The sequence below is a fragment of the Helicobacter sp. 13S00482-2 genome (assembly GCF_002272795.1).
GTDB lineage: Bacteria > Campylobacterota > Campylobacteria > Campylobacterales > Helicobacteraceae > Helicobacter_J.
On the sequence record NZ_MLAT01000016.1, the window covers coordinates 17,369 to 31,277 of the forward strand.

At 35.3% G+C, this 13,909-nt stretch carries 13 protein-coding genes and 1 pseudogene; 12 read left to right on the top strand and 2 right to left on the bottom strand.

Features of this window, described 5'->3' with window-relative positions; genetic code table 11:
* Positions 1 to 22: 22 nt before the first annotated feature.
* Both ruvB and panB read right to left on the bottom strand, forming a co-directional pair.
* The gene (ruvB, locus tag BKH42_RS07300) at positions 23 to 1,036 is read right to left on the bottom strand and encodes a Holliday junction branch migration DNA helicase RuvB (RefSeq protein WP_095295961.1); all 1,014 of its coding nucleotides are present in this window, start codon (positions 1,034 to 1,036) and stop codon (positions 23 to 25) included.
* A gap of 2 nt (positions 1,037 to 1,038) precedes the next feature.
* Positions 1,039 to 1,830 (bottom strand): 3-methyl-2-oxobutanoate hydroxymethyltransferase, encoded by a 792-nt coding sequence (panB, locus tag BKH42_RS07305; RefSeq protein WP_095295962.1) that lies wholly within the window; start codon positions 1,828 to 1,830, stop codon positions 1,039 to 1,041.
* A 146-nt stretch (positions 1,831 to 1,976) separates the two neighbouring features.
* Between panB and BKH42_RS07310 the strand changes: the two genes are divergently transcribed.
* The 12 genes and pseudogenes from BKH42_RS07310 to BKH42_RS07370 all read left to right on the top strand — a co-directional run bounded on the left by BKH42_RS07310 (position 1,977) and on the right by BKH42_RS07370 (position 13,555).
* A complete protein-coding gene (locus tag BKH42_RS07310) occupies positions 1,977 to 2,636 on the top strand; it encodes a hypothetical protein (protein ID WP_095295963.1) in 660 nt (219 codons plus the stop codon).
* A complete protein-coding gene (locus BKH42_RS07315) occupies positions 2,626 to 3,276 on the top strand; it encodes an outer membrane beta-barrel protein (protein WP_095295964.1) in 651 nt (216 codons plus the stop codon). Before BKH42_RS07310 ends, BKH42_RS07315 begins: the two co-directional genes overlap by 11 nt.
* A gap of 9 nt (positions 3,277 to 3,285) precedes the next feature.
* Positions 3,286 to 4,278 (top strand): outer membrane beta-barrel protein, encoded by a 993-nt coding sequence (locus tag BKH42_RS07320; protein ID WP_095295965.1) that lies wholly within the window; start codon positions 3,286 to 3,288, stop codon positions 4,276 to 4,278.
* A gap of 59 nt (positions 4,279 to 4,337) precedes the next feature.
* A complete protein-coding gene (locus BKH42_RS07325) occupies positions 4,338 to 5,615 on the top strand; it encodes a 3-isopropylmalate dehydratase large subunit (protein WP_095295966.1) in 1,278 nt (425 codons plus the stop codon).
* An 8-nt stretch (positions 5,616 to 5,623) separates the two neighbouring features.
* Entirely contained in the window at positions 5,624 to 7,048 is a 1,425-nt protein-coding gene (locus BKH42_RS07330; RefSeq protein ID WP_095295967.1) for a M23 family metallopeptidase, read from the top strand.
* On the top strand, positions 7,020 to 7,574 hold the full coding sequence (locus BKH42_RS07335) for a septum site-determining protein MinC (protein WP_095295968.1): 555 nt from the start codon (positions 7,020 to 7,022) through the stop codon (positions 7,572 to 7,574). Before BKH42_RS07330 ends, BKH42_RS07335 begins: the two co-directional genes overlap by 29 nt.
* Positions 7,571 to 8,464, top strand: coding sequence for a UDP-3-O-acyl-N-acetylglucosamine deacetylase (lpxC, locus tag BKH42_RS07340; protein ID WP_095295969.1), 894 nt, complete (start codon positions 7,571 to 7,573; stop codon positions 8,462 to 8,464). The genes BKH42_RS07335 and lpxC overlap by 4 nt, the downstream gene beginning before the upstream one ends.
* A gap of 3 nt (positions 8,465 to 8,467) precedes the next feature.
* The gene (locus tag BKH42_RS07345) at positions 8,468 to 8,950 is read left to right on the top strand and encodes a hypothetical protein (protein ID WP_095295970.1); all 483 of its coding nucleotides are present in this window, start codon (positions 8,468 to 8,470) and stop codon (positions 8,948 to 8,950) included.
* Between the two features lie 31 nt (positions 8,951 to 8,981).
* Entirely contained in the window at positions 8,982 to 9,866 is an 885-nt protein-coding gene (gene thrB / locus BKH42_RS07350; protein ID WP_095295971.1) for a homoserine kinase, read from the top strand.
* Positions 9,867 to 9,897: 31 nt separating this feature from the next.
* Positions 9,898 to 10,173 carry a DUF448 domain-containing protein gene (locus BKH42_RS07355; protein WP_095295976.1) on the top strand — a complete coding sequence of 92 codons (276 nt, stop codon included), beginning with the start codon at positions 9,898 to 9,900 and terminating at the stop codon, positions 10,171 to 10,173.
* Positions 10,155 to 13,125, top strand: a pseudogene (gene infB / locus BKH42_RS07360) (translation initiation factor IF-2). Before BKH42_RS07355 ends, infB begins: the two are co-directional and overlap by 19 nt.
* The gene (locus BKH42_RS07370) at positions 13,118 to 13,555 is read left to right on the top strand and encodes a ribosome maturation factor RimP (RefSeq protein ID WP_180674013.1); all 438 of its coding nucleotides are present in this window, start codon (positions 13,118 to 13,120) and stop codon (positions 13,553 to 13,555) included. Before infB ends, BKH42_RS07370 begins: the two are co-directional and overlap by 8 nt.
* Positions 13,556 to 13,909: the final 354 nt, after the last annotated feature.

A 13,909-nucleotide genomic window follows, 5' to 3' on the forward strand; every position in this document is an offset into this window, starting at 1 on the left:
GAGATTGATAATAAGTCATTATTTACTTAGGTTTGACATTGAGCAACTCATAGGTCTTATGAGTCGCTATTCTTCCTTTTGCGGTTCTCTCAAGATAGCTGTTTGCTAGTAAGTAAGGTTCAATAACATCTTCAATCGTACCTTCATCTTCACTCATTGCAGCTGATATTGTGTTTAATCCAATAGGTTTTCCTCTAGATTCAGCTAGGATTTTTAGATAACGCAAATCTAGCTCATCAAAACCAAACTCATTCACTCCAAGCTCATTGAGAGCGTATTTTGTTATTTCAAGATCAATTTCCTCTTTTTCGGCAACCTCAGCAAAATCACGAACTCTTCGTAAAAGTCTTAGGGTGATTCGAGGGGTTCCTCTAGAGCGTCTAGCTATTTCTCTTGCTCCATTATCACTCAGAGGTTTCCCAAGTTTTATACTTGCTTTTTGTGCAATGATGGCAAGTTCTGTAGTTTCATAGAATTGAAGTCTAAAACTCATCCCAAATCTATCTCTAAGAGGATTGCTAAGCATTCCTGCTCTTGTGGTTGCACCAATGAGCGTGAATTTGACCAAATCAATTTTGAGTGTTTGTGCCGCTGGTCCTGAACCGATAATAATATCAAGTCTGTAGTCTTCCATTGCCGGGTAAAGTATCTCTTCAATAGCTGGACTCAAGCGATGGATTTCATCAATGAATAAAATATCTCCTTCACATAAATTGGTCATAATTGCTGCAAGATCTCCTGCTTTTTCTATCATAGGAGCTGCAGTTACTTTGATGTTTGCCCCCATTTCATTAGCTATGATATGACTTAGGGTTGTTTTTCCAAGTCCTGGAGGCCCAAAGAATAAAATATGATCAAGGGATTCTTGCCTTTTTTTACTAGCTTGAATAAAAACCCTGAGATTTTTTTTTATTTTTTCTTGCCCCACATATTCTTCCCATAGAGTTGGGCGTAATGAATTTTCAGCACTTTGCTCAAAATCAAGTTTTTCAATATCCACGATTCGATTGTTTTCTTCTAAAGATATTTTTTCCACTTTTACCCCTGATAACTTTCTTCTATGGATGGAAAATTGCCACTTTTGACATCTTTTACATATTGTTCTAGAGAATTTTGAATGAGTGTACTACCATCTAGATATTTTCTAACAAATTTTGGTTTGAATTTTTGAAAAAATCCAAACATATCGCTCCAAACTAGTATTTGACCATCGCAATTCACTCCACTTCCTATCCCAATAGTAGGAATTTGCAAGGCTTGAGTGATGGTGGTCGCGATGTTAGAATACATTCCTTCTAAAACAATCATACAAGCCCCTGCTTTTTCTAATTCTACAGCACAATCAATAAGTCTTTTTCCTTCTTCTGTGGTTTTACCCTTGATTTTATATCCTCCTTCAGATCTAGCAAATTGTGGCATCAATCCAATATGAGCGACCACTGCAATACCTTCATTTGCTATATTGGAAATAATCTCTGCTCTGCGTATGTCACCTTCAATTTTGATCGCATCTGCTGAGGTATTTTTGTAGATTTTATTAGCATTTTTGATGGCCATTTTTGAATTTTGGTAGCTTCCAAATGGCATATCTGTCACAATAAAAGACTCTTTAACCCCTCTGCAAACTGCTTTTGTATGATAAATCATCTCATCTATTCCAATACTCAAGGTATCTTCCTTGCCAGAAAAACTCATATTCAGACTATCTCCTACCAAAATCATGTCAATTTTGTTATCAAATAGACTCGAAAATAAAGCATCATAGGCGGTAATAGCTGTAATTTTTTCTATTTTCTTTTTTGCTTGCAAGGCTTGAATCGTTCTTTTCATGAGCTTATTCCTTTTATTGAAATTCTACAAGATATTATCAACGGAGTTTTTTTAAGAAAATTATTATAGAATTCTTTACATAAAAAACGAAATTTTATAAAAAAATAGATAAAATCTTTGCAATCAGAGCTTAAAAGGTTTCTCAAATGCGTCGAATTGGAATTTTGTTATGCCTGTTTTTAGGGTTTGTTTATGCTCAAGATGACGTAAATTATAACTCTTTAGATCCTTCATATTATAAATATATGAAACTCTATGATAAAACTAGCAGTAAAGACATCAAAAAACTTATCAATAATATTGATGAAGCCCACAAGAAAACAGGGCTTTTTTTAGGCATTAGCGGAGGGTATTTTTCTAATGATGTTGCCAATGATGATGAGGGAAATTATTTGTTTGCATATGGCGCAAGATTTGGATATCAATCCTTCTTGCCTTCATTTTTTGAGAGTATTTTCTTACCAAATTATGTAGGTAGGCGTGTATATATTCAATATATTGGAACGATTGGAAAAGAAAGGCCATTAGGGATGCTAAATTTTTCTAGTATTTTTATTAATGGTGATATGATGATAGATGTTCCCATTTTTAATGGATTTGCAGCGGGGATAATCATGGGTGCAGGATTAGGGAGCATGACTTCTAATTACAATGCAAATTCTGAATTTGGAGTGATGGTGAATGCTGGTTTTGGAATAACATTTTTTTCTCATAACAGGCTTGAACTTGAACTCAAGCTTGTTACCAATAAGGATATTGATTGGATGGGAGCATTATTTATGGCAGGATATCAGTATGTTTTCTAAAAGATCAATAGTAATTTGTTTATTAATGGCCATTTTGTGTGATTTTTTGATGGCAGATGATGATGGACTTGAAGATCAAAAAAGACAGGTTTATATGCTTAAAGGACAGCTTTACGAACAACAAAATAGAGCAAAGTTGGCCGAAATAGCCAAGCAAAAAAATGGTTTATTTTTAGGTGGTGTTTTGGGAACTATGAGCATTGATAGAGCCAATTATATAGGTCATCCAATTGCTTTAGGAGCCAAAATTGGATATCAAAAATATTTGAGTAGCTATATTGCTGGACTTAGATTTTATGCAGAATACTTGGGGGCAAGTGATTTCCAAGAGATACTTTATCAGCTAGGGAGCGTGAATCTAGATTTAATAGCAGATATACCATTAGATAGTGATCAGCGTTATTCTATAGGTTTTTTTGCAGGGGTTGGTATGGGTTGGACTCATTATGATGACAAACTTACCAAATCGGCTTTGGGAAATTTTGGGCCTGTGGTGAATATGGGTATGGCGATCACACTTAATCTCAAAAGTCGCATCGAGGTAGAAATGAAGATACCTCCAATTAAATTAAATGACTCTCAAAAATTCAAATTCTCAACCACGAATTTGTATTTTGTGAGCTACAACTTTTTGTTTTGAGGTATTGATGTGAAAAAAATTATTTTTATTTTGGCGACAATCGGATTAAATACGGGTTTTGCTACCTCTATGGAATTTAAAAATGAACCTATGATTTTTGAAGACACACTGTTATTATCAGGCCTAGAAGGTGAAATTCAGTCATTAAAAGATCAAATTATCAAAAATGGTGGCACCCCTACAGATTTTTCTCCAAATACCACGTATGCAAATACGCATCATCCTTATGCATCGGCTGAAAAAAAGAATAAAATCATTCAAAGATACGCTATTGCAGATCAAAAAAGTGGTCTATTTATGGGTATAAATCTAGGCTATGGCTCATTGTATGATAATTATATTGACGGTTCTTATAATCAAAATAGTACAACCATAGATAGCCTTAGAAAGGAAACTACAGGAGTATTGAAATCTCCTCTTTGCACTCAAACGAACTTATATATGTTCGGGGGAAAATTTGGTTATCAGAAATTTTTTAATCCATATTTTGGGGCTAGAATTTATGGAGAGGCTATGCTTTCTGGTGGGCCTATGGCAGGAGACACTACCAATACTCAAACAGGTGATAAAATCGGCACACTTATTTATATGCTAGGATCTATGGACTTTGACTTGATGGTTGATATTCCTATAACTCATTCTTATAAACACTATGTTGGGGGTTACATTGGGCTTGGATTTGGAGCGATGATTTTGCTCGATAATGTCAATAAAGATCAGCTTAAATCTCTTCTGAAAGATACAAGCTATAGCAGTGATCATTTATTATGGGATAGCTTATTGCAGGTTGATTATACTTTTAATATGGGTCTTTCTTTTACGGTTAATACAAAAAATCGCATTGAGTTAGGAGTTAAAATTCCTTGGACGTATCTCAGATTGGGGCTAGAAAGTCCTGCAACCTATACAAGTGAGAGCGGGGAGAGTAAAACGCTTGTTTCTAAAGATATAGAGTTTAAGCGTTCTCCAATTTGGACATTCAGCTATATTTATTTGTTTTAAAACCAACAAAAATATAGTAAAATCTAGCCTAATATTATATTTATTGAAAGGGTTCTGCAATGGGACAAACAATCACTGAAAAAATTTTTTCAGATCACTGCAATGAATCTGTCTATGCTGATGATATTATTCAAATTGATATTGATATGATTATAGGGAATGACATCACTACCCCCTTATCTATCAAGGCATTTAGGAATGCAGGAGCAAAGTCTTTGGCTAGGCCAGATAATTTTTGTATTGTAATGGATCATTTTATACCCGCAAAAGATATTGCCTCAGCCAATCAAGCTAGGATTAGTCGTGATTTTGTGAAAGAATTTGGACTGAAAAATTACTTCGATGAAAGAGATATGGGCATTGAACATGCACTATTGCCTGAAAAAGGTCTTGTTGTGAGTGGTGATGTGATTATTGGTGCAGATTCTCATACTTGCACACACGGAGCATTGGGGGCTTTTTCTACAGGTATGGGAAGCACCGATCTAGCTTATGCTATGATCACGGGTAAAAATTGGTTTAAAGTCCCTAGATCAATAAAAGTTGAATTCACTGGGGAACCTACAGAGCACGTCTATGGAAAAGATTTAATATTAGAGGTTATCAGACAAATTGGAGTTGATGGTGCTTTGTATCAGAGTCTTGAATTTTGCGGGGAGGGAATTTCTTATTTAAGTATGGACGATCGTTTTTCATTGTGCAATATGGCGGTTGAAGCAGGAGCTAAAAATGGTATTATCGCCGCAGATACTATCACAAAGAATTTTTTGAATCATATTTGCAAGACCAATGGAAAGCTTCGATCTGAGCCAAAATATCATTATTCTGATGAAGATGCTAAGTATTCAAAAATCTTGAAAATTGATGCAAATAAGCTAGAGCCTTTAGTCGCATATCCTTTTTTGCCTAGTAATGGTAAAAAAATCACTGAAGTTGTCAAAGATGAACTTAAAATTGATCAGGCTTTTATAGGTTCTTGCACCAATGGTCGCTTGAGTGATTTAAAAATCGCAAGCGAGATACTTCAGGGGAATAAAGTGCATCCAGATGTTCGTTTGATAATAACACCTGGCACTCAAAAGATCTATAAACAAGCTCACGAACTTGGCTATATTGATATTTTGCTTGAAGCAGGAGCACTTATTAGCAATCCAACTTGCGGAGCTTGTTTGGGTGGATATATGGGAATTTTAGGAGATAACGAGAGATGCATTTCCACTACAAATAGAAATTTTGTTGGCAGAATGGGTGCTAGAACTTCAGAAGTGTATTTGGCTAATTCTGCTGTTGTTGCAATCAGTGCGATTAAAGGTAAAATATCAGATCCTAGAAAATAAGGTAAAAAATGAAATTTAAGTCTTTGTTTAGATTGGTGGTTTTGGTTGGGGTTCTTGCAGGTGGGTATATGGTCTATACTTCAGATTTTTTTGAGAGTGATCCTCCTTCCCTTGATGCTTATATGGTTCTTGATAATAAATTTATTAAAATAGATGAACAAGCGTATTGGAATCCCGATAAAAAAATAGAGATCGCCGCAAAAGATGCAAGTGGCATTAAAAGCTATCAGGTCAGTGCAAAAACTTCAGATGGTATTTTGGTAGTAGATAAAGAGGTGACTGTTTTGCAAAAACCAAAAGAGAAGATTTTTGTTCTTCCTGCTCCAGAAGTCAAACTTCCTGATGGAACTAAAATTCATTATCAAATCACCGTTACTGATTGGAGTAATTCGCATTTTTTTAGTGGGAATAAGGCTGTTAAAAACCTTGATTTGACTGTTGATACTCAAGCACCTTTTGTGAGTGTTATTGCTAATTCTTATAAGATAAGCTATGGAGGGAGTGCATTACTTATTTTTAGAGTGATTGATAATAGTATTGAATCTATCAGTGTGAGTAATGGCGTGAATGAATTTAAAGTCTTCCCTTTTATGAAGCCTAGTTATTATGCTGTTATTTTGGCTTGGCCAGTGCAAAATACTTTTTTTAATGGAACCATCACTGTTTTAGATAAGGCATACAACAAAAAAAGGGTTTCTATTCCTCTGATTAAAGATCTAAGCCCTAAATATAGATATTCAAATATTAAAGTCAAGGATAATTTTCTCAATGGAAAACTCAATGAGCTCATTGACACTGTTGGCGAGAGAGCTCCTGATAGTTTTAGTAATAGCAAAGATAAGTTCAACTATATCAACGAAACAATTAGGGGCAGAGATGAGGCATTGATATCAAAGGTTTCAAATGATGTTGATTATACTTCTATGACTCATCCTATAGTTCTTAATGCTTTTCTTCCTTTAAAAGGAAGCGTTGTGGTAGGGAGTTTTGGAGATCATCGGAGTTATTATTTAGGCAAAAAAGTTATTAGTAAGTCCTTGCACCTAGGTCTTGATATCGCTAGCATAAAGAATGCTCCAATTATTTCGACAAATTCAGGTAAGGTTTTATTGACAGAACTTTTAGGTGTTTATGGCAATACGACCATTATTTATCACGGATTTGGATTATCTTCTTTATATTCTCATATGTCAAAATTTTTGCTCAAACCAGGTGAAAATATAGCCTCTGGGACGACTATAGGACTTACAGGTCAAACGGGTTGGGCATTTGGCGATCACCTGCATTTAGGGTTGCTTGTGCAGGGAAATCCTGTCAGGGATATTGAATGGATGGATTCTAAGTGGATAAAAGCAAACATTACGGATGTTTTTATGAAAGCTAAAAATATAATTGAGGGTTCAGGTGATAAAAACAAGACAGAAAAATATTAAAATCTTTGAGTTTAGTGGGGGAGAAACTCAAGAATACATTGAATTCATTACAAAAAACTTTGTTTTGCTCAAGGATTACTTGTTTGTATTTAAGCATAGCATTGGGGCTTCTCTACAGCATTTTTTGGGTGAAATGAAAATAGCTTATATCGTCACTGATGTGGATTTTAAGGGCAGAGATACTGAAGTACTCAAAGTCGGAAATATTGATACTCGAGCCAAAATTTATCAAAAAAATATTAGGAGTGGCGAAGAAATAGAATCTTCTAGGGATTTGATTTTACTTGGAAATGTCAATAATGGTGCCAAAATAAGTGCAGAAGGAAATATTAGTATTTTTGGAAACTGTGATGGGACGATTATTTGTTCGGGCGAATATATTATTTTGAGAAATGTGAATTCTGGACATATTGTTTTTCAAGGTGAATTTTTCTCACTAGAGATGATAGAAAAAGTAAATTCGAACAATTTTTTAAAAATCATTACCAAGAATGGCGATAATATATTGATAAAGGAAATAAAATGAGGCAAAGAACCATAGGAAAAAAAGTCGAACTCATAGGTATAGGCTTACATAAGGGTGTTCCTGTGAAGATGGTTTTAGAACCATTAGAGGCAAATAATGGGATTATCTTTTATCGTAGTGATAAAGGCGTTAGCATTCCTATGAAAGCCGAAAATATCGTTGATACAACAATGGCAACTGTAATAGGCAAAGATGGTGTTCGGATCTCTACTATAGAGCATTTGCTTTCAGCAATCAGTGCTTATGGGATTGATAATATCAAAATTTCAGTTGATAATGAAGAAATTCCTATTATGGATGGTAGCTCAATAAGCTATTGTATGCTTTTAGATGAAGCAGGAGTGAGTGAGCTTGATGAGGTGCGAAAGATTATTCAAATCAAAAAGCCTATTGAGATAAGAGATGAAGATAAATTTGTAAGGGTTGAGCCTAGCAATCAAACAATTTTTGATTTTACGATTGATTTTAAACATCAAGCCATCAAACAACAAAAGTATAAATTTGTCTTTTCAAAACAGGCCTATAAGGAGGAAATTGCACGAGCTAGGACATTTGGATTTTTACATGAGGTAAATTATTTGCGTTCAAAAGGCCTTGCAAAGGGTGGAAATCTAGGGAATTGTATTGTGTTAGATGAAAATGGCATACTCAATAAAGAGGGTCTCAGATATAAAGAAGAGTTTGTCAGGCACAAGATACTAGATGCGATAGGTGATATGGCCATTTTGGGGATGCCATTGATGGGGAGCTATATATCTTTTGCAGGAAGTCATAAATTAAATTCACTCCTTACTCAAAAGATTCTTTCTGATAGCAATGCCTATGAGGTGATTGCATTAGAAGATCAGAATACTGAAAAAATGTTTGAGTTTGCCAAAGCGGTTCAGTAGTTTATGAGTGACCTTAAAAAGGCTGATTTGGTTCTTGTTGCTGTGAATTCCCCTTTGCTGTGTGGTATTTATGAAAATTTTGAACTTCAAAAAAGCTTTTCTTCTTCTGCTAAAACTTCAGATGCCTTGCTAGAAGTTTTTACGTTAGTATTTGAGCATTTAGAAAGGCTATCCCTGCAGTTAGGGGCAATTTTTTATGCAAGAGGTCCAGGTAGTTTCACTTCGCTAAAGCTAACGCATATTTTTTTACAGACATTGCATTTACATAGATCTGTTGAGCTCTATTGTGCAGATAGTTTTTATTTTAATCAAAAAGCCCCTATTAAGGCATTTGGAAATAAATATTTCATCAAAAACGCTTCAGAAGACATACTCATAAAAGAATCTCAAGAAAGAATTGAAGATAGATTCGCTTTACCTCTTGTTTTAGAGCCAAAGGATTTTGGAACTCAAAATACTCCTCTGTATATTTTGCCCCCTCTTTAGGATATAATGGGGCAAAAATTTTGGAAGATATATGATAATAAGTGTTCCAGCAACGAGTGCGAATCTAGGTCCAGGCTTTGATTGTTTAGGGCTCAGCCTTGATTTCAGAAATCGATTCAGTATAACCCCTTCAAGCCTTTCTAGTATTCAAATTATTGGAGAAGGCGAAGGATTACCAAAATTTTTAGTAGATAATATGTTTGTGAAGATATTTAAAAAAGTCTTATCTGATCTTGGCGTTACTGATAGTGAATTTAGATTTTCATTCAGAAATAAAATTCCTATCTCCAGGGGAATGGGTAGCAGTTCCGCAGTTATTGTAGGTGCAATTAGTTCAGCTTATTATTTTGCACAAAGAGGAATCGATAAAGAAAATATCTTGAACAATGCACTCATTTATGAATCTCATCCTGATAATATCACTCCAGCTGTTTATGGGGGGTTTAATGTATGTATGGTGGATCGCAAGAAAGTCTATCATCTAAAACAAGAAATTCCAGATACATTCAAAGCGGTGATGGTGGTGCCAAATCGATCTATTTCCACAAAGTATTCTAGACAGACGTTGCCTAGAAAATATTCTGTTTCAGATAGTGTGTTCAATCTTTCTAGAGCATCAATGATGAGTATGGCTTTTGCACAAGGAAAATGGGAGGCTTTAGCTCTTGCTAGTAGGGATAGATTTCATCAAGATAGACGAATGAAGCATTTTCCTGTTCTTTTTTCTGTGCAAAAGATAGCTTTAGAAAATGGTGCTTTGATGAGCACTCTCTCAGGGAGCGGATCTTCTTTTTTTAGTATGTGTTATGCTGATGATGCACAAAGATTAGCAGGTATTTTTGAGAAAAAATTTTCAAATTTTAGGGTTTTTGTTCTTGGGTTTGACAATCACGGAGTGATGATTGAGGAAGAATGATTTTAATTTTGGTATAATTTTGGAAAAATCAATGGATTTTAAAAAGTTCTCGTCTCAAAATTCTGTTAGAATGTGCGTGTGTTGTCGTAAGCGTTTTGGTCAAAATAAACTTATAAGACTGAAGACAGATGGTACAAAAATAGTATTCTTTGATGGGATTGGTAGAAGCTTTTATATATGTGAGGAGTGTATTGGCAGTGAGAAAATCATAGGAAGTCTGATCAGACTTAAAAACATCCCAAAAGACAAGAATATTATCACAGAGCATATCAAGGAGATTAGAAATAAATGGCAAAAGTTAGATTAACAGAAATAGCAAATGAAGCAGGAAGAACGCCAAAAGAAATATTAGAAAAAGCCAAGGAAATGGGGTTGAATGTAAAAGCTGCTTCAAGTGCTTTGAGCGAAGAAGAAGCCGCTAATTTATATGAATATATAACCACAGGAATCAATAATTATATCCCTGCTTCGCCCAAAATTCCCAAAACAAGCAAAACTCCTTCTCAAGACAAACAAACACAGCCAAAACAACCAAAAAAACAGACCAAAACAACCAAAAAAATAGAGCAAAAAGTTACTCAAAGCAAAGAAGAGAGCACCGTGATAGAACCTCAGGAAACTATCACAGAGGTTATCCCAACTCCAAAAGATGAAATCCCAGCAGAAGCAAGTGTCGCTAGAAGAACGGGCATCAGAATTGTGAAAAAAGGAAACTCTGATGAGAGCGATCTTGTTGTCCCAGCAAAAAAATATCAATATGCCCCTTCTGCTCAAGAAATGCTCAAAGAGATTCAAAGCGAACAAGATAAAACAACCAAAAAATCCAAAAAACCACTCAAGCCAAAAGTACAGCAAAAACATAAAGAACAAAAGATTGATTTGCTTAGCGAGAGAGCTTTGAGTAATATTGATGAATACGATGATGAGCAAAATGAAATCATGCTTTTTGACTTGCACGAACAAGATATTAGAGATGAAGAAGAAGAAAATCAAGTCAAGCAAGCCATCACAGATAGGATTAAAGTTCATAAGAAAAATCCTTGGATGAGTGAGGGCAGCATAAAAAGAAGTATAAAAAGACGTAAGCCACCTAAACAAGACACCACCCTCAAGGTTGCTCAAAGCGTTATCAGTATTCCCGAAGAGATTCGTGTATATGAGTTCGCTGATATTTCTGGTAGAAGTCTAGCTGAGGTTGTGAAGGTTTTATTTAATCTTGGAATGATGGTAACTAAAAATGATTTTTTAGATAGAGATGCCATTGAGATACTCGCAGATGAGTTTAAAATAGAAGTTTCTATTCAGAACACAACAGAAGAACTAGAGTATATGGATACTCAAGAGGTTCTAGCCACGGAGTCTTTGAGCGAACGCCCACCAGTTGTGACTATTATGGGGCACGTTGATCATGGAAAAACTTCTTTGCTTGATAAAATACGAAATGCACGAGTTGCTAGTGCGGAAGCAGGTGGCATCACTCAGCACATTGGTGCTTATATGGTAGAGAAAAATGGAAAAATGATTTCATTTATTGACACTCCTGGACATGAAGCATTTACTGAGATGAGGAGTAGGGGGGCACAGGTTACAGATATTGTAATCATTGTTATCGCTGCTGATGATGGAGTGAAACAGCAAACCATTGAAGCATTCAAACACGCAAAAGAGGCAGGAGTTCAGATTATTATTGCAATGAATAAAATGGATAAAGAAAATGCCAATCCCGATAAACTCAAGGCAGAATGTGCAGAAATTGGGTTCAATCCAATTGATTGGGGCGGGGAATATGAATTCATTCCCGTTTCAGCAAAAAGTGGTACTGGCATTGAAGAGCTTTTGGAGACGGTTTTAATCCAAGCAGAAGTGATGGAACTCAAAGCAGATGCCACTAGCAGTGCGAAAGCGGTTGTATTGGAAGGCAGTGTAGAAAAAGGACGAGGGCCTGTAGCAACCATCATTGTCCAAAATGGAACTTTAAAAGTAGGAGATCCTATTTTTGCAGGCGTTGCTTTTGGTAGAGTTAGGGCTTTGATTGATGATAGGGGCAGAAATATTCAGGAGCTTCTACCTTCAGGGGTGGCAGTTGTCACAGGACTCTCAGAAGTTCCTAGTGCTGGATCTATTTTGATGAGTGTGCAAAGTGATGCTATAGCAAAAGAACACGCACAAAAAAAAGCAACTTATTTACGTCAAAAAGAATTGAGCAAATCAACCAAAGTTTCTTTTGATGAGCTTTCTGAGATGGTTGCAAAAGGACAACTAAAATCTATTCCTATTATTATCAAAGCAGATACTCAAGGAAGCCTAGAGGCAATTAAATCAAGTTTGGAGAAACTCAATAATAATGAAGTGGAAGTCAATATCATTGGAATTGGTGTGGGCGGAATCACAGAGAGTGATATTTCATTAGCTGGTGCTAGTAGCAATTCTATTATTTTAGGTTTTAATGTCAGGCCCACTGGTACGGTGAAGATAAAAGCAAAAGAAATGGGTGTTGAGATAAAAACTTATTCCATTATTTACGCTTTGATTGATGATATGAAAGCTTTAGTCTCAGGCCTTATGTCTCCTATCATTGAAGAGGAGAATACTGGTCAAGCAGAAGTCAGAGACACTTTTGTGATTTCAAAAGTAGGCACTATCGCTGGTTGTATGGTTACAGATGGTGTGATTCAAAGAGGCATTAATATCCGCCTCATACGTAATGGCGTGGTCATTCACACTGGAACCATCGCATCACTCAAGCGTTTCAAAGATGATGCCAAAGAAGTTTCAAAAGGCCATGAATGTGGGATTATGTTAGAGAAATATAATGATATTCAAGTTGGCGATGTGTTTGAAACTTACAAAGAAATTCAAAAGAATCAAGTCATTTAAAAGAGAATTTTTAATGGAAAAATCTATCCATCTACAACGAACCCAATCTATTCTAAAAGAAATGCTTCAGGAGGCTATTTCTGGCTTGAGTGATACTAGGGTTAATAGCGTTAGCGTAGTGGAGGTCATCTGTTCAAGGGGTAAGTATAATGCAGATGTATTTATTTGTCCTGATTTTTACTCAAAAGAAGAACAAAAACAGGTTTTAAAAGGATTAAAAAAAGCAGAAAATATTTTAAGAGAATATGTCTTGAGTGTTAGTGGATGGTATAAGTGCCCTAAATTTAATTTTTGTTTTGATGAAACCCTTCAGAAAACAAAGACGCTAGATGAGATTTTCAATCAAATTGCCAAAGAAAAAGAGAACAAAAATGCTGAGTAAAGAAGTAGAAGAAAAAATAGAAAATGTGATAGAGTCTTTGGAGTGCTATTTATATGATATTGCCTTTTTAAAAGAAAATGATATTGATATTTTGAGAATAAGCATTCTTGCAAAAGATGGAAACACAACCCTAGATAAATGCCAAGAAGTCAGCGAATTACTATCCCCGCTATTAGATGTATATGATCCTACTAGTGGCAAATACACACTTGAAATCAGTTCTCCTGGAATAGAACGAACTCTAAAAAACCCTAGAAATTTCAAGCTTTCTATCGGCGAAGAAGTTCAGGTAAAAACAGAGTCAAAAGAAGAATTTAAAGCAGTTATAAAAGAAGCAAATCAAGAGGGAGTGCTTTTGGAAATACAAAAAGAAGAGAAATTTTATCCTTATGCAAGCTTGAAGAAGGTTAAAACCATTTTTGAATGGTGATTCAAAATGATTCAACGGGTTTAGATGGCGAGTTGATTGCTTTATTTATCTGTAATTTTCTGAGATCTCATAGATCTTAGATGGCCTTGTTTTTGGGAGGCAATATCCTTAGTTTTCTGAGTAATCATTATTTCCTTAATAAAGAACCCATAAAGTGAAGCCTAAAAACACATTTGATCCAACCTTAGTGCAATACTTAGAAAAAGCCTTAGTGCCAGAGTCAGAGTAGTCCTATCAGATCGCACAGAATTACAGATGAGTGAAGTTAAGAGATATCATAAAGATAATAGGTGGAGGAACTCCTCCATCAAATGTTAAGGAATATGATGACAATAGTGATATTTCTTGGATCAC